The sequence below is a fragment of the Ruegeria sp. C10 genome (assembly GCF_056537805.1).
This window is the reverse complement of the sequence record NZ_JBQFSC010000001.1, coordinates 1458844-1480844: the sequence shown is the minus strand read 5'-3', so window position 1 is coordinate 1480844 and position 22001 is coordinate 1458844. Positions and strand designations below refer to the sequence as shown.

General features: G+C 56.8%; 17 protein-coding genes and 1 tRNA gene. 12 read left to right on the top strand and 6 right to left on the bottom strand.

Going from position 1 to position 22001, the window contains the following annotated elements; translation table 11 throughout:
* The first annotated feature begins 35 nt into the window (after positions 1 to 35).
* The 8 genes from ACR0DE_RS07080 to ACR0DE_RS07045 all read left to right on the top strand — a co-directional run bounded on the left by ACR0DE_RS07080 (position 36) and on the right by ACR0DE_RS07045 (position 8608).
* Positions 36 to 704 carry a nitroreductase gene (locus ACR0DE_RS07080; protein WP_480752396.1) on the top strand — a complete coding sequence of 223 codons (669 nt, stop codon included), beginning with the start codon at positions 36 to 38 and terminating at the stop codon, positions 702 to 704.
* A 22-nt stretch (positions 705 to 726) separates the two neighbouring features.
* Positions 727 to 1164 carry a D-aminoacyl-tRNA deacylase gene (gene dtd, locus ACR0DE_RS07075; protein WP_480752395.1) on the top strand — a complete coding sequence of 146 codons (438 nt, stop codon included), beginning with the start codon at positions 727 to 729 and terminating at the stop codon, positions 1162 to 1164.
* Positions 1164 to 2267, top strand: a complete 1104-nt coding sequence (locus tag ACR0DE_RS07070) for a glycerate kinase type-2 family protein (RefSeq protein ID WP_480752394.1) — start codon at positions 1164 to 1166, stop codon at positions 2265 to 2267. Before dtd ends, ACR0DE_RS07070 begins: the two co-directional genes overlap by 1 nt.
* Before the next feature lie 334 nt (positions 2268 to 2601).
* On the top strand, positions 2602 to 4188 hold the full coding sequence (locus ACR0DE_RS07065) for an ABC transporter substrate-binding protein (protein ID WP_170392257.1): 1587 nt from the start codon (positions 2602 to 2604) through the stop codon (positions 4186 to 4188).
* 15 nt (positions 4189 to 4203) lie between these two features.
* A complete protein-coding gene (locus tag ACR0DE_RS07060) occupies positions 4204 to 5160 on the top strand; it encodes an ABC transporter permease (protein ID WP_170392259.1) in 957 nt (318 codons plus the stop codon).
* Positions 5160 to 5975, top strand: coding sequence for an ABC transporter permease (locus ACR0DE_RS07055; protein WP_170402849.1), 816 nt, complete (start codon positions 5160 to 5162; stop codon positions 5973 to 5975). Before ACR0DE_RS07060 ends, ACR0DE_RS07055 begins: the two co-directional genes overlap by 1 nt.
* Positions 5972 to 7609 carry an ABC transporter ATP-binding protein gene (locus ACR0DE_RS07050; RefSeq protein ID WP_170801947.1) on the top strand — a complete coding sequence of 546 codons (1638 nt, stop codon included), beginning with the start codon at positions 5972 to 5974 and terminating at the stop codon, positions 7607 to 7609. Before ACR0DE_RS07055 ends, ACR0DE_RS07050 begins: the two co-directional genes overlap by 4 nt.
* Before the next feature lie 162 nt (positions 7610 to 7771).
* Positions 7772 to 8608 carry an alkaline phosphatase family protein gene (locus ACR0DE_RS07045; protein WP_480752393.1) on the top strand — a complete coding sequence of 279 codons (837 nt, stop codon included), beginning with the start codon at positions 7772 to 7774 and terminating at the stop codon, positions 8606 to 8608.
* 6 nt (positions 8609 to 8614) lie between these two features.
* Here the strand turns inward: ACR0DE_RS07045 and ACR0DE_RS07040 are convergent, their stop codons facing one another.
* The 3 genes from ACR0DE_RS07040 to ACR0DE_RS07030 all read right to left on the bottom strand — a co-directional run bounded on the left by ACR0DE_RS07040 (position 8615) and on the right by ACR0DE_RS07030 (position 13421).
* Positions 8615 to 9538, bottom strand: a complete 924-nt coding sequence (locus tag ACR0DE_RS07040; protein WP_480706815.1) for an alpha/beta hydrolase — start codon at positions 9536 to 9538, stop codon at positions 8615 to 8617.
* Between the two features lie 12 nt (positions 9539 to 9550).
* Complete coding sequence (locus ACR0DE_RS07035) at positions 9551 to 11440, bottom strand: acyl-CoA synthetase (protein WP_480752392.1); 1890 nt, start codon at positions 11438 to 11440, stop codon at positions 9551 to 9553.
* A 160-nt stretch (positions 11441 to 11600) separates the two neighbouring features.
* On the bottom strand, positions 11601 to 13421 hold the full coding sequence (locus ACR0DE_RS07030) for an ABC transporter transmembrane domain-containing protein (protein WP_170392269.1): 1821 nt from the start codon (positions 13419 to 13421) through the stop codon (positions 11601 to 11603).
* Between ACR0DE_RS07030 and ACR0DE_RS07025 the strand changes: the two genes are divergently transcribed.
* Positions 13415 to 13609: a hypothetical protein gene (locus ACR0DE_RS07025; RefSeq protein WP_170392271.1), complete on the top strand. Its 195-nt coding sequence runs from the start codon at positions 13415 to 13417 to the stop codon at positions 13607 to 13609. The genes ACR0DE_RS07030 and ACR0DE_RS07025 overlap by 7 nt on opposite strands.
* Here ACR0DE_RS07025 and ACR0DE_RS07020 read toward each other — a convergent pair.
* Positions 13578 to 13651: transfer RNA gene (locus tag ACR0DE_RS07020), tRNA-Gly, on the bottom strand. The genes ACR0DE_RS07025 and ACR0DE_RS07020 overlap by 32 nt on opposite strands.
* A gap of 135 nt (positions 13652 to 13786) precedes the next feature.
* On the opposite strand from ACR0DE_RS07020, the gene ACR0DE_RS07015 reads away from it, so the two are divergent.
* Positions 13787 to 15319 (top strand): hypothetical protein, encoded by a 1533-nt coding sequence (locus ACR0DE_RS07015; RefSeq protein WP_480752391.1) that lies wholly within the window; start codon positions 13787 to 13789, stop codon positions 15317 to 15319.
* Positions 15320 to 15461: 142 nt separating this feature from the next.
* Positions 15462 to 17351 carry a PhoX family protein gene (locus tag ACR0DE_RS07010; RefSeq protein ID WP_170647887.1) on the top strand — a complete coding sequence of 630 codons (1890 nt, stop codon included), beginning with the start codon at positions 15462 to 15464 and terminating at the stop codon, positions 17349 to 17351.
* 61 nt (positions 17352 to 17412) lie between these two features.
* Here ACR0DE_RS07010 and ACR0DE_RS07005 read toward each other — a convergent pair whose 3' ends face one another.
* Together ACR0DE_RS07005 and ACR0DE_RS07000 are read right to left on the bottom strand one after the other, a co-directional pair.
* Positions 17413 to 17973, bottom strand: coding sequence for a tetratricopeptide repeat protein (locus ACR0DE_RS07005; RefSeq protein ID WP_480752390.1), 561 nt, complete (start codon positions 17971 to 17973; stop codon positions 17413 to 17415).
* Between the two features lie 40 nt (positions 17974 to 18013).
* Positions 18014 to 18490 (bottom strand): Lrp/AsnC family transcriptional regulator, encoded by a 477-nt coding sequence (locus ACR0DE_RS07000; protein ID WP_170392279.1) that lies wholly within the window; start codon positions 18488 to 18490, stop codon positions 18014 to 18016.
* 103 nt (positions 18491 to 18593) lie between these two features.
* Between ACR0DE_RS07000 and putA the strand changes: the two genes are divergently transcribed.
* Positions 18594 to 21992, top strand: coding sequence for a bifunctional proline dehydrogenase/L-glutamate gamma-semialdehyde dehydrogenase PutA (putA, locus tag ACR0DE_RS06995; RefSeq protein ID WP_480752389.1), 3399 nt, complete (start codon positions 18594 to 18596; stop codon positions 21990 to 21992).
* Positions 21993 to 22001 lie beyond the last annotated feature (9 nt).

Sequence of the window (22001 nt, the reverse complement as noted above, 5' to 3'; positions counted from 1 at the left end):
CCTACTCCTCGGCATGCCTGAAAGGAGATGTTGAATTGCACCTTGACGCTCTGAACGCGCTCTTGGCCGATCGTTTTTCTTGCCGTGCCTTTCGCACGGACTTGGTGCCTCGCGAACAGATTGAACAGATCGTCGCCAGTGCTGCGCGTGTTCCAAGCTGGTGCAACGCGCAACCCTGGCAGATCGTGATCACCAGCGGGGCCGAGACAGACCAGTTTCGGGACGCGTTGCAACACGAAGCTTCGCACGTTGCGCCTGCTCCGGACCTACCCTTTCCAACCGGCTATTCCGGTGTTTATCAAGAGCGCCGTCGCGCCTGTGGCTGGGCCCTCTACAAAGCGGTTGGTATCGAAAAAGGTGATCGCAGGGCCTCGGCGCAACAGATGATGGAAAACTATGCTCTGTTCGGCGCCCCACATTGCGCCATACTGTCCAGCCCGGCTGAACTGGGCCCTTACGGCGCGATGGATTGTGGTGGCTTCGTGACCGCATTTTCACTGGCGGCGCAGGCCCTGGGTCTGGCTTGTATCCCGCAGGCAGCGGTAGCGGCCCATGGCGCATTTCTTCACCGTTACTTCGGGATATCAGAAGATCGCTTGATTCTGTGCGCGATTTCGTTCGGATATGCGGATATGGATCACCCGGCGAACGCGTTCAGAACGGAACGTGCCGCGCTGGATGAAGTGATCGATTGGCACGAATAGCAATAAAACACAGGACCTGCAGATGCGCGCCTTACTTCAAAGAATTTCCAGTGCCTCGGTCAAAGTCGATGGAACAGTCATCGGGCGATCGGGCCCCGGATTGATGATTCTGGTTTGTGCGATGCAAGGGGATAGAGAGGCGCAAACTGACCAATTGGCTGAAAAGATCGCAAAGCTCCGTATCTTCAAGGACGACGCGGGAAAGATGAACCGTTCGATATTGGATATTGAGGGCTCGGCCCTGGTGGTTAGCCAGTTCACCTTGGCAGCTGACACATCGCGTGGAAACAGGCCCGGGTTTTCCGGGGCCGCCTCGGCGGCTGAGGGCGAACACCTCTACGAGGCGTTTGTACACAACCTTTCTTCGCGGGGCATTCCGGTTGAGACAGGTGCGTTCGGAGCTGACATGGCGGTAGAGTTGGTCAATGACGGACCAGTCACAATTTGGATGGAAAGCTGATGCAGAGTTCGCAACAGGCACAGGACATTTGGCGCGCAGGTGTGGCGGCGGTTGATGGATATCGCGCAACGCTGGAGGCCACTCGGGCGATCGAAGCCCCAGATCAGATATTGGCCGTTGGAAAAGCCGCAGGTGCGATGGCCCGTGCCGCCGTCGAACGGTTTGGCCCAGTGCCCGCTCTGGTGGTTACCAAGGATGGCCATGGCCACGACCTGCCTAAGCATATTGTGGTGATTGAAGCTGCACACCCGGTTCCCGATGCCCGCAGTCTGAAGGGTGGGCAGGCATTGCGCGAAACGGTTGAGGCGATGAAACCCGACAGCAAACTGCTTCTGCTAGTTTCGGGAGGGGCTTCTTCGCTTGCCGAGGACCTCGTGGCCGGTACGACATTGGATGATCTTGAGGCCCTCAACCAAAGACTGCTGAGTGAAGGTCTCGACATCGGTGCAATGAACACGGAACGGCGCAAGCTGTCCCGGATCAAGGGTGGCGGTTTGTTGTCGGCATTCTCGGGGAAAAGTGTGACCGTTCTGGCGATCTCGGACGTCCCGGGTGATGATCTGGGCGTTATTGGCTCCGGTATCGGGTCATTGCCCGAAGAACCGGAGTTTTCTGCCCACACCGCGATAATCGCATCAAACGCACACGCGCGCGACGCCGCAGCATTTGCGGCCGAGAACTCAGGCATCAAGGTCCTCGGCAACGAAGAAGCGATGCACGATGACTATCTCTCGGTTGCAGCTAAATTAGGAGATCGGCTGCGGAATATGCCCAAGGGCGCCATGGTATTTGGCGGCGAACCAACCGTGGTCCTACCTGATGCGCCAGGGCGCGGTGGGCGTAATCAGGCCCTTGCTCTGGCACTCGCGCGCGAAATCGCAGGGCAATCTGATTTGACCGTCATCGTCGGAGGAACAGATGGCACCGACGGGCCAACAGATGCAGCAGGCGCCATCGTTACCGGCGACACTTGGTCTGATAAGGCGCAAGCGTATCTGGACAATGCAGATAGCGGCAGTTTCCTCGACAAGGCGGGGGCGCTGTTGGTCACGGGACCCACAGGCACAAACGTAATGGATCTGATTGTTGCAATAAAAAACTGATCCTAGACCCTGACTCCGCCCATCCGAAAAACCCACCAGATAGAATCACTTAAAGGCCGGAATGGCGTTTGATCTGTGGAACGAAAGTTCATGCTAAACTGACCAGGCAACTATCGGATAATTTGTTCAGGTCAGAGTAAGTAGTTAGTAATAAGGGGTTTTGGATTTCCAAAGGCTCATAACAAGATCATCTGGCGCGATCAAAGGCGGAACCTCCCCATTATTTCAAGAGATTTGCACTTGCCCGCTGCCCTGAATTGCACCTAAGTTGACTCATGCGTCAATAAAAAGCCCACCAACGGGCTGAACATCCTATCAACTGGGAGAAATCTGGATGAACGAACAACTCACTCACATGTCAAAGCAGGTCACAGCTGGAAAGCTGACCCGCCGTGAATTCATGGGTAAAGCAGCGGCACTGGGTGTCTCGGCCGCAATGGCAAGCACTATGTTTGCCGACGCCGCACGTGCCGCTGGTCCGAAAAAGGGCGGCGATCTGAAATTCGGTTTGCAGGGTGGTGAATCGACCAACTCACTTGATCCAGCAACCTACGCAAGCTCAGTCCCGTTCCAGAACGGCAAGCAGTTCGGAGACCAACTGGTCGAAGTGGCGCCCGACGGAACCATCGAACCGCGCCTGGCTGAAAGCGTTGAAGGAAGTGCAGACGCCAAAGTATGGACGTTCAAGCTGCGTCAAGGGGTCGAGTTCCACAACGGCAAGACCATGACCAGCGAAGACGTGCTGAAAACTATGCAGCGTCACTCGAACGAAGATTCCAAATCAGGTGCCTTGGGCATCATGAAAGGCATCGAGTCGATGAAGGCCGATGGAGATAATTTCCAAGTCACACTGACCGAGCCGAACGCCGACCTGCCGTATCTGATGGCCGACTATCACCTAATCATTCAGCCCGATGGCGGCATGGATAATCCTGCGGCAGGTATCGGCACCGGCCCGTACAAACTAGAAGTGGACGAACCCGGCGTCCGTCACTTGTTCACCAAGAACGAAAACCACTGGAACAGCGATTTCGGCAATTTTGACAGCGTAGAAGTTGTTGTGATCAACGATGCGACGGCACGGACCGCTGCACTGCAGTCCGGACAGGTCCACGCCGTCAACCGCGTTGAACCCAAAGTTGCCGACCTGTTGGGCCGTGCGCCTAACCTGACGGTGCATTCAACCGCTGGTCGCGGTCACTATGTCTTCATCATGCATTGCGACACGGCTCCGTTTGATAACAATGAACTGCGCACCGCACTGAAGTACGCCATCAACCGCGCGGAATTGGTTGACAAAGTTCTGCGCGGCTATGGCTCGATCGGGAATGATATGCCGATCAATTCAGCCTATCCATTGTTTGATGAAACCATCGAACAGCGCGAGTTCAGCGTTGAAAAGGCTGCAGAGCACTATAAGAAATCTGGACATGATGGCTCTCCGATTATTTTGCGCGTTGCCGATGGTGCGTTCCCAGGTGCTGTAGATGCTGCTGCTCTGTTCCAGCAGACTGCAGCACAGGCTGGAATTCCGCTTGAAATCAAGCGTGAGCCCAATGATGGCTACTGGTCCGAGGTTTGGAACGTTCAACCCTTCTGTGCGTCTTATTGGGGCGGCCGCCCGGTTCAGGACCAGATGTACTCGACTGCATATCTGTCGACCGCAGACTGGAATGACACGAGGTTTAAGGTTCAGGCGTTTGACGACTTATTGTTCGCGGCAAAGGCGGAACTCGACCCTGAGAAACGCAAAGCCATCTATAGCCAGATGGGTCAAATGGTCCGCAACGAAGGCGGCCTGATCTGCCCGATGTTCAACGACTTTGTCGAAGGCGTCAGCAACCAGCTGGATGGATGGGAATCTGACCCGACGCAAGAGATGATGAACGGCAACATATCCCGCAAAATGTGGTTCGTCTAAAACGGGCTACGGATAATGCATCCCATCATCAAATTGGTTTCCCAGCGCCTGGCGCTGGGACTCCTTTTGCTGCTCGGCGCTTCGGCCCTGATTTTCGGCCTAACCGAAGCCCTACCCGGAGACGCCGCGCAAGCCGTCCTGGGGCAGTCCGCAACTCCAGAGGCCTTGGCAAACCTACGCGAAGAAATGGGCCTGAACCGCCCTGCCCTTACACGCTATTTCGAGTGGTTGGGCGGCATACTTCAGGGTGACCTGGGCCAATCCCTGACCAACAAACTTGATATCTCCGAGAGTATTGGAAAACGCCTTGGGAACACTCTGTTCCTGGCTTGCGTGGCAGCAATAGTTTCCGTACCGCTTGCAATCTTTCTGGGGCTGCTTGCCGTGCGGTTCCGCAATCGCTGGCCCGACAAACTGATTTCAGCCATCACCCTGACGACGGTTTCGATCCCCGAGTTTCTGATCGGTTATGTGGTGATCTACTATATCTCAGTGAAATTGGGATGGTTCTCGTCGCTTGCGATGATCAATGATTCTATGTCGTTTGGACAAAAGTTGAATGCAATCGCGCTACCTGCCTTTGTTCTGACGCTGGTCGTGCTGGCACAGATGATGCGCATGACGCGCGCGGCCATTCTGAACCTCATGCAATCGGCCTATATCGAAACCGCTGAATTGAAAGGCCTCAGCACATTTCAGGTTATTGCCCGCCATGCCTTTCCCAACGCGATTTCACCGATCGTGAACGTCGTCATGCTGAACCTGGCCTATCTGGTCGTGGGTGTTGTCGTGGTCGAGGTTGTGTTCGTCTATCCAGGTATGGGGCAATACCTTGTGGATGCCGTGACCAAACGTGATGTGCCGGTTGTTCTGGCCTGCGGCGTGGTGTTTGCGGCCGTTTATATCGGTCTGAACATGGTTGCAGATATCGTGTCGATCCTTGCCAACCCAAGACTGAGGCATCCGAAATGATAAAGAACATTCCTCTTTCGGCTCTGATTGGCCTTATCTTCACCTTCGCTTATTTCTTCGTGGCGATCGCCGCCCCGTTGATTGCACCCTATGGAATGGCAGAAGTCGTCGGCGACGTCTGGGAGCCGAGCAGCCCCGAACATCTGCTGGGCACTGACAATATCGGTCGCGATCTGCTGACCCGCATGATCTATGGCGGGCGCACGACAATCTTCATCGCGGCAGCGGCGACGCTGCTCAGCTTTCTGACCGGTACGTCGCTGGGCTTGCTGGCTGCTGTACTGGGCGGATGGGCTGATCAGGCGCTCAGCCGTACGGTGGATCTGATCATGTCAATCCCGACTCTGATCCTGGCACTGGTCATTCTGGCCATCGTTCCGGTGACCGTCCCGATCCTGATCCTTGTTATGGGCTTACTGGATGCCACCCGCCCGTATCGCCTATCGCGATCTGTAGCGGTGGACATCAACGTGATGGACTATGTTGAAGCCGCCAAGCTGCGCGGTGAAGGGCGCGCCTGGATCATCTTCCGGGAAATCCTGCCCAATGCGCTGTCGCCACTTGTGGCCGAATTCGGGCTACGGTTCATCTTCATGGTTCTGTTCATCTCGACCCTGTCGTTCCTGGGACTGGGCGTCCAGCCACCGCTGGCTGACTGGGGCGGTATCGTGAAGGAAAACAAGGATGGCATCGTCTATGGTATCGGCGCAGCGCTTTATCCCGCTGTGGCCATTGCGACGCTGGCAATCTCGGTCAACCTGGTGGCTGACTGGGTCCTGAATCGTACCACATCGCTGAAAGGAGGCCGGGGATGAGTGATATCCTTCTCAAGGTCCGCGACCTCAAAATCGGCGCGACCGTCTATCCGCCGGGTGAAAAGCCCCATGACATCGAGATCGTGCACGGGGTCAGCTTTGACCTCGCTCCAGGCAAGGTGCTGGGTCTGATCGGCGAATCCGGGGCTGGCAAATCTACCATCGGTCTGGCCTCGATGGCCTATGGCCGTGGCGGTGTGAAAATCACCGGGGGCGAGGTTTGGGTAAACGGGCGTGATATCCTCAAGACATCTCATGGGGACATCCGCAAACTGCGCGGTGGTGAGGTAACATATGTTTCCCAATCCGCCGCCGCATCGTTCAACCCCGCAAAGAAGATCATGGATCAAGTGGTCGAGGCCGCAGTTGAGCAGAAGAAGTTTTCGCGCAAAGAGGCTGAATCCCGCGCGCGTGAGCTTTTTGCCAAGCTGGGTCTGCCCGACCCTGACAATATCGGTGATCGTTACCCGCACCAGGTTTCGGGCGGACAGCTGCAGCGCTGCATGACGGCGCTGGCGCTTTGCCCTGAGCCTGATCTGGTGGTTTTTGACGAACCTACCACGGCACTGGACGTGACTACCCAAATCGATGTGCTGATGGCCATCAAAGACGCCATTCGCGACTCGGGCGTTGCCGCCTTGTATATCACCCATGATCTGGCAGTTGTGGCCCAGGTCAGTGATGACATCATGGTGCTGCGGATGGGCGATACGGTCGAATACGGAAATACCGACCAGATCATCAACCGCCCGCAAGAAGAGTACACACAGGCGCTGGTTTCGGTCCGCTCAATCGAGCACGAAGAGAAAAAACCAACTCCTGAACCCGTGCTGAGCGTCGATGGTATCACCGCGCGCTACAAAGGCTTGAACTTCGACGTGCTGCATAATGTCAACGTCGAGCTTCATCCGGGGCAGACACTGGCGGTTGTGGGTGAATCCGGGTCGGGCAAGTCTACGCTGGCACGGGTCATCACCGGGCTTCTTCCGCCCCGCGATGGTGAGATTACCTTTGCGGGCCGCAAGCTCAGCTCTGATCTGAAAGGCCGCACGCGTGAAGACCTGCGTGAGCTGCAAATGATCTACCAGATGGCCGACGTGGCAATGAACCCGCGTCAGACCGTCGGTACGATTATCGGCCGCCCACTCGAGTTCTACTTCAACATGCGTGGCGCCGAGAAACGCAAGCGGATCGTTGAGCTGCTGGATGAGATCGAACTGGGCGAGAAGTTCATCGATCGTTATCCGGCGGAACTGTCAGGTGGTCAAAAACAGCGTGTCTGTATCGCGCGATCGCTGGCAGCCAAGCCAAAGATGATCATCTGTGATGAGGTCACCTCGGCGCTCGACCCGCTGGTCGCGGACGGTATCCTCAAGCTGCTGCTGGATCTGCAAAAGATCGAGGATGTGGCATACCTGTTCATCACCCACGATCTGGCGACAGTCCGTGCGATCAGCGATAGTATCGCGGTGATGTACCAGGGTCGGGTGGTTCGCTACGGTCCCAAGAGCCAGGTGCTAAGCCCTCCATTCGACGACTATACAGACTTGCTGCTTAGCTCGGTGCCTGAGATGCATCTTGGCTGGCTGGAAGAGGTTGTCGCTCACCGCAAAATGGAGAGCGCGGGGAACTGATCCGCGCCCTTCTCATAGAAACACCGAAGACCATTCAAATTCCCGGCGCTGTGAACACAAGCAGACGTCGGGATTTTGCTATTTGAGGCGCAAATGCGCAGCCATAGCCGGACGAATCTCATAGGTTCGCCGGAACGAATACTCAGAAACAAGGGCCGGAACATGGACCGCAAACTGCTTTTGATCATCCTCGACGGCGTCCCCTGGCGCAACTTTCGTCGACTGTTTGGCAATCTTGAAGGATGGATCGACAGCGGTGCTGCCCGGGTTTGGAAACTCCGCTCTGTACTGCCTTCGACCTCTGCCAGTTGCTATGCGTCGATCCATACCGGCGTCACACCGCAAGAGCATGGCTGCACCGGCAACGGCAACGTCTTCCGGCTAAGCCACAAGGATGTGTTCAGCCAGGTGCGTGAGGCAGGCGGCATAACCGGCGCGGTCACCCACAGCTATTGGTCTCAATTCTTCAATCGCCACCCATTCGACTACGTCCGCGACGTTGAATATGACGAGCCCGACAGCCTGACCATCAACCATGGTCGATTTCATTCGATGACGGGATACGGCAAAGCGAACCAGATGACGCCCAGTGATGTCGATCTGTTTGCCTCGCTGACCAATCTGTGTCTGCGCTTTGGGCTGGATTATGGCATCCTGCACACCTGCACACTGGATAGTATGGGGCATCGTTTCTTCCACGATTGCGCCGAGATGGACCATGCCTGTTTTGTCATGGACGAAATGCTGGCCCCGTTCATTCCGCGCTGGCAGCAGTTGGGCTATGACGTCATCGTGACGGCTGATCATGGACAAGACGAACGTGGCCACCACGGAGGGCGCAGCCCGTTGCAGCAGGAAACAGCGCTTTACTACTTTGGAGAGGCCAAAGGCCCTGATCCCGATACCGTGATAGACCAGCTACAGCTTGCACCAACCATACTTCAGCGCATGGGCGCACCGGTGGCGGATACGATGAAAGCCAAGCCCTTCCTGACCTGACGCGGTTCAGTCGTAGGACCAAATCCCCTGCCCCAAAGCCTCAATCGCCACGGAAATCCGCTCAAAGCTGTCAGCGGCGCGCCTGACCGATGTTCGGGCGCGCAGGTATCCGTGGACCAAACCGGCCTCGTTGATGCAATGTGCTTGCCCACCTGCGGCTGTGATCCGGTCACAGTAAGCTTGCCCGTCATCGCGCAGCGGATCGCAATCGGCGGTCACCACCACCGTCGGCGGTAGCCCCGAGAAATCGACGTCATGCAACGGTGCATAGGTAGGATCGTTCTGGGGCGTGGTCCCTTGATACCGAACAGTCTCATAAAACCGGATATCGTCCAATGTCAGCAGCGGGGCATTGGCATGTTCGATATACGACCCCTGCGACATATCTCCGCCTAAGCCGGGATATATGAGGACCTGCCCCAGCACATTTTCCAACCGCCCCCGACCATGGTGCGAAACGGCTGCTGCCAGATTGCCACCCGCGCTGTCACCGGCCAGCACGATCGGCTCTCCGTATTCCTGAACCACCCAGTTCGTGGCGGTCCAGCTATCCTGAAACTGCGCCGGGTGCACATGCTCAGGGCACAACCGATAGTCGACCGAAACGATCCGATAGCCCGTCTGGGCGCAGAGTTCCGCACAGACATCATCGTGGCTATCCAAGCCCCCGACGACGAACCCACCACCATGTATATAGATGACGGTCCGGGTGGGGTCACCGGCACTATAGATGCGAACAGGTACGCCATCGGCGGACCTGTCGCGCACCTCGATGCCAGGTGGGCGCGGCTGGCGGAAGTCCTGACACATCGCGTCATAGACCCGGCGTTGGTCAGCAATGGACATCTCTACTGTATCATCCGGATAGCTCTCGGCTGTGCGCCGGATGAAACCCCAGGTCTCCTCGTCGATCAGACGTTCATAGTCCATTGTTCCTCCGAATTATTCAGACCACTCCCATGGCCGGGTAAACGAACCCAACACTTTTGAGACATCGTCTTCGGAAGACCCATTCGCGTCAAGCTGCGCGACAAGACCCCTCTTCTTGTCGTCGATTACCGAAACGACACGCGCTTCAATGCCTGCGGCGTCCAAAGTACCGTTGTAGATGCGAGTGATGGCCTGCTTGCGCAGTTCGGGTTTGAAAACCTTGCCAACGGCGGTTTTCGGCAATTCATCCAGAATGGTCATATGCTTGGGCTGTGCCGCACGTTCATGGACGTGAACCTTGCAATAGTCCATCAGCTCCTGTTCAGTGACCGAGGCCCCCTCGACCAGTTCAACAAAGGCGCAAGGCACCTCACCCGAATGCGCATCAGGCTGACCGATGGCCCCTGCAAAGGCGACCGCGTCATGGCCCAGCAAAGCCTCTTCGATTTCAGCAGGGTCGATATTGTGTCCGCCCCGAATGATCAGATCCTTCGCGCGACCGGTGATCCACAGATAGCCGTCCTCATCAAACCGTCCCAGATCGCCCGTGCGCAGGTATTTATCGAAATGATAGAGGTCCGTATTCTTGTCGGTCTCGGTATAAGTATTTCCCGCGTATACGCCGGGGTTCGAGATGCAAATTTCACCGATCTGATCTACGCCGCACTCGGTTGGTCCATCCGGCCCGTCCTGCAGGATTTTGACGTCCGTATAGGGGAACGGGATGCCGATCGAGCCGATCTTCTTTTCCCCATCCACGGGGTTGCATGACACCAGACAAGTGGCCTCGGTCAGGCCGTAGCCCTCGACGATAGTAACGCCGGTCGCTTCTTCAAACCGACGGAACAGTTCGACCGGCAACGGAGCTGATCCCGAAAATGCTGTTTTAACGCTGGATATATCCGCATCCACAGGTCGCTGCATTTTGGCTGAAATCGCTGTCGGCACTGTGATGATGAACGAAACCTTCCAGCGTTCGATCAGTTTCCAGAAATTGTCGAATACGCCATCACCGCGATACCCGGCAGGCGTCGGGAATACCACATGTGCACCAGACGACACCGCCGCCATCACGATGACATGCACCGCAAAGACATGGAACATCGGCAGTGGGCACATGATGACGTCGTTCTCGTCAAAGAGCAGCGTGTTGCCCAACCAGCCATTGTAGATAAGGCCCGAGTATTTGTGCTGCGCCACTTTCGGCATGCCCGTGGTGCCGCCCGTGTGGAAGTAGCACGCCACCCGATCTTCCTGGCTATCCTCAAAGTTCAGCGTTTTAGGCTGCTTGTTCAGCTCATCAAGGAAGTTCTTGTAGTCCGCATGGGCCAGCTTTTCTTTATCACCCATCTTTGGGCGCAAGAACGGTACAAGCCAGGATTTGGGCGGCGTCAGATAGCGATTCAGGTCGATCTCAAGGATCGTGTTGACACCCGGAGCGTGACGCACAGCCTCTTCAACCTTTTGGGCCACATCGGTTTTGGGAAAGGATTTCAGGGTGACGACAACCTTGGCCTTGGTCTCACGCAGGATCGCCGCGATCTGCTCTGGCTCCAGCAACGGGTTGATCGGGTTCACGATCCCGGCCACCGCACCGCCCATCATGGTGACCAGCGTCTCGTTGCAGTTGGGCAGCACATAGGCCACCACATCGTTTTCTCCGATGCCAAGGGAACGGAATAGGTTGGCGGCCTGATTGACTTTGCCCAGCAGTTCGGACCATGTCAGCGTCTCGGCCTTGTCGCTCGGGCCGGACAACAACTGAAAGCTGATCGCTTTATGGTTCGGGAACTTGCCCGCCGTCCGCGACAACAGTTGATGGAAGGTGACGGGTACGTCCCGATCTTCCCACGCCATCTCCTGCTCGATGCGCGCCTTGTCTTCCAATCCCACAAAGGCCATGTGGCTCCTCCCCTGATCTGTCTCCCGTGTCGCGCACAGGCTTGTTTGTCACCTCCAAGATGGAAGCAAAACACACCATGCGCAAGCAAGGGCTTAGCGATCAGGTCCGGGAATATGTAGAATGACGCTACGGCGAAACGAGATGTGCCGGAGCGTCACTTTATTCTGCAGCCACCCCGTCGGTGAACTGCAAGCGTGCGAGGCGGGCATACAAACCGTCCTGCGCCACCAGATCGTTATGGGTACCCTGCGCCACAATGCGCCCGGCTTCCAGCACGACAATCCGGTCTGCCTTCTTAACGGTCGCCAGACGGTGCGCCACGATCAGAGTGGTGCGCCCTGCCCTCATGTTATCAACCGCACCCTGCACCGCACGTTCGCTTTCTGCGTCCAAAGCCGAGGTCGCCTCGTCCAGCAGCAGCACCGGTGCGTCGCGCAGGATGGCACGTGCGATGGCGATACGTTGCTTCTGACCACCCGACAGCATTACGCCCCGTTCGCCCACAAAGCTGTCATACCCTTCGGGCAAAGCCGAGATGAACTCATGCGCGGCGGCGGCTCGGGCGGCGGACTCGACTTCGGCATCTGAGGCGTCCAGACGGCCAAAGCGGATATTCTCGCGCGCCGAAGCGGCAAAGATCACGGGGTCTTGCGGGACCAGCGCGATGTGCTGACGGAAGTCGTCACGGTTCAACTCGCGCAGGTCGAGCCCATCAAGACTGACCTGTCCCGCATCGGGATCATAGAACCGCTGAATCATCTGGATAACTGTTGTCTTGCCCGCACCAGACGGGCCGACAAAGGCCACTGTCTCCCCGGGTTTGATTTGAAGTGACAAGTGATCCAGCGCAACGACGTCCGGGCGCGCGGGATAGTGGAATGTCACATCGTCGAAACGTATCTCTCCGCGTACGGGTACAGGCAAATCCTTGGCCTGCGACGGATCATTGACGGTATCCTCAGCGTTCAGCAGCTCGACCAAACGCTCCGTCGCACCTGCAGCGCGCTGCAACTCGCTCCAGATTTCGGACAACGCCGCGACTGAACCCGCCATGATGATCGAATAGATCACAAACTGGATCAACACGCCCTCGGTCATAACCCCGTTACGCACATCATTCGCACCCATCCACAGCACGCCAACGATGCCCGAGAAGACGAGAAAGATCACAATGACGGTCAGAATCGCACGGGTCTGGATCCGACGCAGAGAAACTTCGTACGAAGTTTCTGTCATCTCTCCGAACTGCGTCCTGCTGGCGTCCTCATGAGTAAAAGCCTGCACGGTTTGCACCGCACCCAACGCCTCGCCGGCATTTCCAGAGGACGCCGCAATCCAGTCCTGATTTTCCCGGCTGATCACCCGTAACCTGCGGCCCAGTACCAATATTGGCACAACCACCAGCGGAATCAGCAGCAACACCATCCCAGTCAGCTTGGCCGATGTCAGCAGCATCAGCACCAGTCCGCCGACGAACATCAAAAGATTGCGGAGCGCGATGGACACAGACGATCCCAGCACCGATTGGATCAGCGTTGTGTCGGTGGTGATCCGGCTCAGAACTTCGCCGGTCATGATGCGCTCGTAAAACTCGGGGCTCATCCCGATCACGCGGTCAAAAACCGCCTTTCGGATATCGGCTACCACACGTTCACCCAACCGGGTCACCAAAGCATAGCGAATACCCGTACCCACGGCGAGAATCCCGGCAATACCGAGGGCGGCCAGAAAGTACCATTCAAGCAAATCACCATCTTCGATGCGGAAATTGTCGACCACACGCCGCACAGCCAAGGGCAATGTCAGCGTCATGCTGGCCGTCAGGATCAACGCCAGTGTCGCGCCGATCATCAGCAGTCGATAGGGCTTCATAAACGGCCACAATGACCGCAGCACGCCAATTTTTTTAGACCTAGCCCGTTCATCGTAGGCGCCGGGCGCTTGTGCATTTGCTGGATTGGCGGAGCGTGTTCTTGCCATATCTGGCCCTTGTATTCTGGTCGCAGCCCTTATCAGGCGTCAATCAACGTTTCATGGCGGCGTGGGACAATGGGGTCAAGCTTTGGGCGCAATTCGGGGCACGATCCGGGCCTTTTGACGCATTCGACCGGAATGTTAGAGATGGAGGGGCTGAGTTGGAGCGGGTAGACGGAATCGAACCGACATAGCCTGCTTGGAAGGCAGGGGCTTTACCATTAAGCTATACCCGCTCAGTGCTTGCGCTGATTATTTTATGTACCAACCATCGTCAAGCGCGAAGTTGTGTTTTCAGCCTCAGATACGGCGCACGACATCAATGACACGATCTTCAAGAAATTTTCAGATGGGCGGCAAAAAGGGAAGTCGTGGCAATTCAATGGTCGTTAATTAGCGATGGAAAACAGATCTGGGTCACCACCAAACGCAAGGGAAGTAACTTGATTCCGGCATCTAACTCACACTGGAGAAAAACACTATGTATGCTTATCCCAGCCTTAGTGTTCACTTGCCTGATCGTGTTGACACTCTCGCAGCAGTCGCCCGTATGGATGCCTTTGGATGATGCCTATATAACAATCGGAAACGTGGATCTGTTTCTTTCGGGGCGCTCAGATCTTTACGGCAATGATGGTCCGACTGGCGCAAGTAGCTTGGTTCATTTTCTCGTGCTGGCCTTTTTATCGCAATTCACCACTACACCAGAGGCCAGCTTGGCCTTGAGCGTTCTAAGCGCCGGCGCATATATGATTGGGTTATGGTTGTTACTGTGTTCCGTGTCAGGCTCTCGGATTGTTGCAGCATCTGGGTCGATTGCGGGTCTCTTATTAGGATTCGCGTGGCTCCACCTTATGAATGGCCTAGAGACCGGTATGGCAATGGCAGCCATCACGTGGGCCTTTTTTCTACGCCAAACCAATAGCCACGTCGCACTATCGATATTGATTGGCATAATGCCTTTTATCAGACCGGAGTTTTACGTTCTTTCTGCTCTCTTGTTCATTTCTATCATCGTCGTGAAGCCGATCAACTACGCGTACTGCGTCAAGATTTTTTTCATTTCCGCATCCGCCTATATAATCTTGGCACTTGTGAGCGTTCTGCTTCTAGGCAGTGTTTGGCCTGATACTGCCGGCGCGAAAGAGGCTTTTTTTGCAGAGAAAGGTGAAGTTTTCTCTAGTCGACTGATGGTCGCTCTGCGCGCCGTGGTCGAGACCAATCTGCTTGTGGTTTTCTCGGGCTTGGTCTTCGCACCATTCCTTAGGGGAGGCTGGGTTGCCTTAGCTTTTTTCGGAATTTTTGTGCTCTCATCAGCTCTGAAACTACCGGGTGCTCTGTATCACAATGATTTCCGCTACCTGTATCCGTTGCTACCAATTGCAATTGCATCTTGGACAGCGGTCCTGACGGCGCGTCAAGTTTCTTCGGCCCCGGTCTTTGTGATCGGTGCCCTCCTGTCGGTATACGCTTTTGCGACAAGCAGTTGGCCAGTCTACACCATACAATGGAAATCGGGTAGCGAAGAGCGTCTTATTACAGCGGAATGGATGACTGAGAATTTACCGTCGAATTCTGTAGTAGGTGTTCACGACGCAGGCTTTATACCCTGGAAAATCGCCTCGACAGCCTCGAATCAAAACATTCGGTTCGTTGATCTTGTCGGCTTGAAATCGCCTTCTGCGATCAAATTTCACGAGGAATTCACTGCCCCCTCGAATGGTAAAGAACGATGGCGAGCATTTAATGTGTTGGGGCGGCAACGTAAGATTGATTATATCGTTGTTCTGGATCGACCGTTTTGGCGTCGTATCGAAGACAGTTTCAAGACTGCGGGCTGGGATATCAATCTTATTTTCGCCAACGAGGGCGGATATCAAGTGTTCTCAGCCAACCCAAATTGAGCGGAGCAATTGAAAACTGCCTGTTTTGAACTGATGTTTTCGAAATGGAGAATAACTCAACCTGCGGTTTGAAAACAAACTGTCATGTTACGTGAATATACGCTGTTCACCAAAACCCAATTCAGACAGCCAGGAGCTATCCATGACAGACGTCGATCTCACCACCCTTTCCGCCGACGATTGGGATGAGTTGCACTTCCCCCGCCCGGATGAACACGACTTCGACCGCGTGGTTGAAAGCGCTATCTCGCGACGGGGTTTCCTGTCAGGAGTAGTGGCATTTGGGTCGGGCGCTGCGGCGATGGGCGCTGGTTTGTTGGGCTCAACTTCAGCACAGGCGGTCGATGCACAACGCTTTGCCTTCACGCCGATTCCCGCCCAGACCGATGGGACAGTCCACGTTCCGGAAGGTTATGAGTGGAAGATGCTAATGCGCTGGGGCGATCCGCTGTTTTCCGAGGCCGATGGATACGATTTGACCGATGGCGGTAAGGTTGAAAACTCGGACAAGGTTTTTGGCGAGAATACGGATGGGATGGAGACATTCTCGTTCCGGGGTCACGAGTTGATTGCGATCAACCACGAGTACCCGAACCGCAAGATCAACCTGCCTGCCGCGCAGGAAGGTGTTCCAACCCGTGCCGATGACGTTCTGAAATTGCAGAACATTCAGGGTGTGACCGTGATGGAGATCAAGGAAAGCCCGGAGGGCTGGTCTGTGGTGAAGGACAGCCCCTTCAACCGCCGAATCCACCACAACACTCCAATGAAGATCGTCGGCCCCGCCGCCGGTCATGACCTACTGAAGACCGAGGCCGATCCGACAGGCACCGCGTCGCTGGGCACCATGAACAACTGTGGTTCCGGCAAGACACCGTGGGGCACCTACCTGACCTGCGAAGAAAATTTCAACGGCTACTTTGGTTCGTCCGACAAAAACGCCAGCTACGATCAGAAGGTCGCGGACGGCATGAAACGCTATGGCATCAAGGCTGAAAGCTGGAACGGTTACGAACTGTTTGACCCCCGCTTCGACACCTCGAAAAACCCCAATGAGCCGCACCGCGCAGGCTGGATCGTTGAAATCGACCCGACCAAACCCGACAGCACTCCGGTCAAGCACACCGGCCTTGGTCGCTTCAAGCATGAAAATGCTGAGGTCGCGCTGGCTGCGGACGGTCGTGTCGTGGTCTATATGGGCGACGATGAACGTGGCGAGTATCTTTACAGGTTCGTCTCGAACGCGGCCTATGCGCCCGGTGTCGACACTCAGGGCTTGTTGAATGACGGCACGCTATATGTCGCCAAGTTCAATGACGACATGAGCGGCGAATGGCTGCCGCTGACGCCGGAAACAACCGGCATGGACGCGGCTGAAATTCTGATCTTTACCCGTATGGCCGCATCGGCTGCGGGCGGCACCACAATGGACCGCCCGGAATGGGTGGCCTCAAGCCCTGTTGCGGTCGAGGCATATTGCTGCCTGACCAACAACAAGAACCGTGGAGTTAAGCCAAATGCTGGGGGTGATGACACTGCAGTCAACGGCCCTAACCCGCGCGAGGCCAACAAATACGGCCAGATCGTGCGCTGGCGTCCAGCGGATGAAGATCACGCGGCCACTGGCTTTGATTGGGATCTCTATGTCATGGCCGGAAACCCAACTGTTCATTCGGATAACCGTGGCGGATCGGCAAATGTGAACGAAGGCAACCTGTTCAACTCACCCGACGGCATGGCCATCGATTCGACCGGTCTGGTCTGGATTCAGACAGACGGGAATGATGACAACGAGGAAGAATTCGCAGGAAACGGCAATAACCAGATGCTAGTCGGCGATCCCGTGACCGGGGAGATTGTGCGCTTCATGACCGGCCCGAATGGCTGTGAAGTCACCGGTCTGGCCTGGTCGACCGACCTGCGCACCATGTTTGTTGGCATCCAGCATCCGGGCAGCAATTGGCCCGATGGCGGTACGCCGCGTTCGTCGGTGATTGCGATCAAACGCACCGACAACGGGCTGGTCGGCTAATCAAGCCCTTGCATCAAAAGCGCCCCTGAACTTCGGTTCCGGGGCGCTTTTTCGTCTCAATTCAAATGTCCTCACCCGGTGGATCAAGCAGCCCGCCCGGCGCAAGCAAGGCACGTTCTGAAAGCCACGGGTTCAGTTCGAGTGCATGGTTCAGCGCCGTTCGCGCTTCGTCCAGCCGCTTGAGACCCAACAGCGATAATGCCCGCCCGCTAAGCGCCGCTACATGGTTCGGGGACAGCTCAATGGCCCGATCCAGATCGATCAGGGCCGCACCGTAATCCTGCTGCAAATAGTTGACGAATGCCCGTTGATTGTACCCCTCGGCATAATCCGGGCAATAAGCGACCAGAGCGTTAAACTCGGCCAGCGCACCGGTCAAATCCCAAGACTCGCGCAGAGACATCCCGCGATCCAACAGGGTTTGAGATCGGGCGTCCGGCGCATCGGTCCAGAGTTGCCACATCCGTCCCGAAATGCCCCGCGCCTCGCGCTCAGACGACGCGGTTTGGGCTTGCGCAATCAGGGCGTCGACGCCAGAAATATGATCCGGCGCAATCGGGCAATCTGCAGAAGCCTGAGCGGCAGAACCAGCGAGTATGGCAACGATAAGTACGTTTTTCATCCTCTCTAACCTGATCCATCAGGCGTTTAGGTCAACTGCTTTATAGCGGAGCCAGCAACCCGGTTTCTTTCACCGCCTCCATCGCAACGAAGGTGGAGGTGTTGGCAACATGCGGCAGGGATGAGATTTTCTCGGCTAGCACCGTGCGGTATTCCGTCATCGATCGGGTCCGGATTTTAAGCAGATAGTCAAAGTTGGACGCGATCATATGAGCCTGTTCAATCTCAGCAACTCTGCGCACCGCTGAATTGAACTCGGCCAGTGCTTTTTCACGAGTATCTGTGAGACGCACCTCGACAAAGGCCACATGATCAAGGCCCAGACGGATCGGGTCCAACATGGCGCGATAGCCTGTGATGATCCCGTCAGCCTCAAGCCGCTTGAGCCGCGCCTGTGTCGGCGATTTTGACAAGCCGATCCTGCGCGCAAGGTCCGTCACTGAGATGCGGCCATCTTCAGCTAATGCCGTAAGGATCGCACGGTCAAAGCGATCAAGGCTGGACAAGTCGTTTTGCATAATCAGGCTCCTATATTTCAGTCAATTCGACCAGAATTCGAGAAAATTCGGTCCATTCTCCTGACTATAGGCGGTTATATTAGGCAAAAGCCCCGGAGTACACATGTCACACAGCCTACGCACCAAAATCGACACTCAGACTTATGCCGACCAGTCCACTGTACTGGACGCGCTGATCTCTCAGGCCAAGCTGTCAGAGGCCGACCGAACGGCCATTTGTGAGGCTGCAGCACAGCTGGTGCGCGACATCCGCTCAAGCACGTCGCCTGGCATGATGGAAGTGTTTCTGGCTGAATACGGCCTATCCACAGATGAAGGCGTTGCGCTTATGTGTTTGGCCGAGGCGCTGTTGCGTGTGCCAGATGCGGATACCATTGACGCACTGATCGAAGACAAGATCGCCCCGTCAGATTGGGGAAAACATCTGGGACAATCATCCTCGTCACTGGTGAACGCGTCGACATGGGCGTTGATGCTGACAGGCCGGGTTCTGGACGAAGACAAATCCTCGCCCGTCGGCGCGCTGCGCGGGGCCATCAAGCGGCTGGGTGAACCAGTGATCCGCACCGCCGTTGGTCGTGCGATGAAAGAAATGGGGCGTCAGTTCGTTTTGGGCGAAACCATTCAATCCGCCATGAAGCGCGCCAAAGGAATGGAAGACAAGGGCTATACCTACTCGTACGACATGCTGGGCGAGGCGGCACGGACCGAGGCCGATGCTGCCCGCTATCACCTGTCTTACTCGCGCGCGATCGCCGCTATTGCCGAGGCTTGCACCCATAAAGACATTCGCGAAAATCCGGGCATCTCGGTCAAGCTGTCGGCCCTGCACCCCCGTTATGAGCTGGCACAAGAACAACGGGTGATGGACGAACTGGTGCCCCGGCTGCGCGCGCTGGCTTTGCTGGCCAAGGCGGCGGGCATGGGGCTGAACGTTGACGCGGAAGAGGCCGATCGCCTGTCGCTCTCGCTACAGGTGATCGAAGAAGTTATGGCAGAGCCTGCACTGGCCGGTTGGGACGGGTTCGGCATCGTCGTGCAAGCCTACGGCCCACGCGCCGGGTTGGTGCTGGATACGCTCTATGACATGGCCCAGCAACACGACCGCAAGCTGATGGTGCGGCTGGTAAAGGGCGCTTATTGGGATACCGAGATCAAGCGCGCGCAAGTCGAGGGCGTCGATGGTTTTCCGGTCTTCACCGATAAGGCAGCGACGGATGTGTCCTATATCGCCAACGCCCGCAAGCTGCTGGGAATGACCGACCGTATCTATCCGCAATTTGCCACGCACAACGCCCATACCGTCAGCGCCATCCTACATATGGCGGACGGCCAGCCATTCGAATTCCAGCGCCTGCACGGGATGGGTGAGACCCTGCATCAGATCGTGCGCGACAAGCGGACCTCGCGCTGCCGTATCTATGCTCCGGTCGGTGCGCATCGGGATCTGTTGGCCTATCTGGTGCGTCGCCTTCTGGAAAACGGGGCAAATTCCTCGTTCGTCAATCAGATCGTTGATGAGGAAGTCGCCCCAGAAACCGTTGCCGCAGATCCGTTCGTGGCCGTTCAAACGCCTAGCAAACCGCTGCCAACCGGGCCTGAGTTGTTCGCACCGGAACGCCCAAACTCGAAAGGCTTTGATCTGCACCATACGCCGACGCTAGACAAGATTGACATCGCGCGCGACGCCTTCCGCGCCCATCATTGGTACGCCCGACCTTTGCTGTCGGATGATGCACAGCCTTTGGCAGACACTCCCGTGATCAATCCCGCGCAACCACTGGATCGTCCCGGTTCGGTTGCTGCGGCCAGCCCCGAAGACGTGGAACTGGCGTTGGCCAGCGCTTGCCCATGGCAGGCCTCAGCCGAGAAGCGCGCTGAAATTCTAAATAAAGCAGCCGATCTCTACGAAGCGCATTTCGGAGAGCTGTTTGCCCTGCTCGCCCGCGAAGCCGGAAAATCCGTGCCCGATGCGGTAGCCGAGCTGCGCGAAGCGGTTGATTTCCTGCGCTACTACGCCGCCAATATTCCTGCCGCCAAACCCGCCGGAATATTCACCTGCATCAGCCCGTGGAACTTCCCTCTGGCGATCTTCACCGGGCAGATATCGGCTGCGTTGGCCACCGGCAACGCTGTGCTGGCAGCCCCTGCCCCGCAAACGCCATTGATCGCCCATCGTGCCATTCAACTGTTGCATGAAGCAGGCGTTCCACGCGATGCGCTGCAACTTCTTCCGGGCGGGCCGAAAGTGGGCGCGGCGTTGACGTCGGACGAACGCGTCTCTGGTGTGGCCTTTACCGGTTCCACCGCGACCGCGCTGAAAATCCGATCAGCAATGGCGCAGCACATGCGGACAGGTACGTCATTGATCGCCGAGACCGGCGGTCTGAACGCCATGATCGTAGACAGCACCGCTTTGCCGGAACAAGCGGTCCAATCGATTATCGAAAGCGCGTTCCAATCGGCAGGCCAGCGGTGCTCGGCCCTGCGTTGTCTTTATCTGCAAGAGGACATTGCCGAGGACGTTCTGACCATGTTGCAAGGGGCGATGGACGCTTTGCATGTGGGCGATCCTTGGCTGATTTCAACTGATTGCGGCCCGGTCATCGACGCGCAAGCCCGGCAAATCATCGCGGACCACGTGGCCCAGGCCCGCTCAGAAGGACGGGTACTGAAGGAGATGACAACGCCTCCTGAGGGTACATTTATCGCACCGACCCTGATCGAGATACCCGGTATCTCGGTGCTAGAGCGCGAGGTGTTCGGTCCGGTTCTGCATGTCGTCCGGTTCAAGGCGCAAGATATCGACAAGGTCATTGCGGATATCAATGCCACGGGATACGGCCTGACTTTCGGCCTGCACACGCGGATCGACGACCGGGTGCAGCATGTGACCGAGGCGATCCATGCCGGTAATATCTACGTCAACCGCAACCAGATCGGCGCAATCGTCGGCTCGCAACCCTTCGGTGGCGAAGGTCTGTCCGGCACCGGCCCCAAGGCGGGCGGTCCGAACTATATGGCACGGTTCTGCGCGCCTGATCGGCAGAATGCTTCGCGACGCTGGGACAGTTCGGCTGAACCAGGTGCGCCCGAAGGGCAACCTGCAACGCCCAGCACCCAATCGCTGCCCGGCCCCACCGGTGAATCGAACCGCCTGACCGAATATTCCCGCTCCCCGCTTTTGTGCATGGGTCCGGGGGACGAGGCCGCCAAGGCTCAGGCGGATGCGGTCAAAGCGTTGGGCGGCACAGCGATCCGTATGACGGGCATGCTGGATCTGCACCGGCTTGAAAACCTGACCGGTTTCTCGGGCGTTCTGTGGTGGGGCGACGACGACACTGCCCGCCAGATCGAGCAGCATTTGGCCCGGCGCGATGGCCCGATCATCCCGCTGATCCCCGGGCAGCCCGACCGTGCTCGGGTGCTGGGGGAACGCCATGTCTGTGTCGACACCACCGCCGCCGGAGGCAACGCCGCCCTTCTGGGAGGTGCGGCATAACCGGACCTT

Bases quoted from the DNA above. Each gene is read 5' to 3' on its own strand.
- dtd (WP_480752395.1), top strand. From the start codon at position 727: ATGCGCGCCTTACTTCAAAGAATTTCCAGTGCCTCGGTCAAAGTCGAT.
- ACR0DE_RS07070 (WP_480752394.1), top strand. From the start codon at position 1,164: ATGCAGAGTTCGCAACAGGCACAGGACATTTGGCGCGCAGGTGTGGCG.
- ACR0DE_RS07065 (WP_170392257.1), top strand. From the start codon at position 2,602: ATGAACGAACAACTCACTCACATGTCAAAGCAGGTCACAGCTGGAAAG.
- ACR0DE_RS07060 (WP_170392259.1), top strand. From the start codon at position 4,204: ATGCATCCCATCATCAAATTGGTTTCCCAGCGCCTGGCGCTGGGACTC.
- ACR0DE_RS07050 (WP_170801947.1), top strand. From the start codon at position 5,972: ATGAGTGATATCCTTCTCAAGGTCCGCGACCTCAAAATCGGCGCGACC.
- ACR0DE_RS07045 (WP_480752393.1), top strand. From the start codon at position 7,772: ATGGACCGCAAACTGCTTTTGATCATCCTCGACGGCGTCCCCTGGCGC.
- ACR0DE_RS07040 (WP_480706815.1), bottom strand. From the start codon at position 9,538: ATGGACTATGAACGTCTGATCGACGAGGAGACCTGGGGTTTCATCCGG.
- ACR0DE_RS07035 (WP_480752392.1), bottom strand. From the start codon at position 11,440: ATGGCCTTTGTGGGATTGGAAGACAAGGCGCGCATCGAGCAGGAGATG.
- ACR0DE_RS07030 (WP_170392269.1), bottom strand. From the start codon at position 13,421: ATGGCAAGAACACGCTCCGCCAATCCAGCAAATGCACAAGCGCCCGGC.
- ACR0DE_RS07010 (WP_170647887.1), top strand. From the start codon at position 15,462: ATGACAGACGTCGATCTCACCACCCTTTCCGCCGACGATTGGGATGAG.
- ACR0DE_RS07005 (WP_480752390.1), bottom strand. From the start codon at position 17,973: ATGAAAAACGTACTTATCGTTGCCATACTCGCTGGTTCTGCCGCTCAG.
- ACR0DE_RS07000 (WP_170392279.1), bottom strand. From the start codon at position 18,490: ATGCAAAACGACTTGTCCAGCCTTGATCGCTTTGACCGTGCGATCCTT.
- putA (WP_480752389.1), top strand. From the start codon at position 18,594: ATGTCACACAGCCTACGCACCAAAATCGACACTCAGACTTATGCCGAC.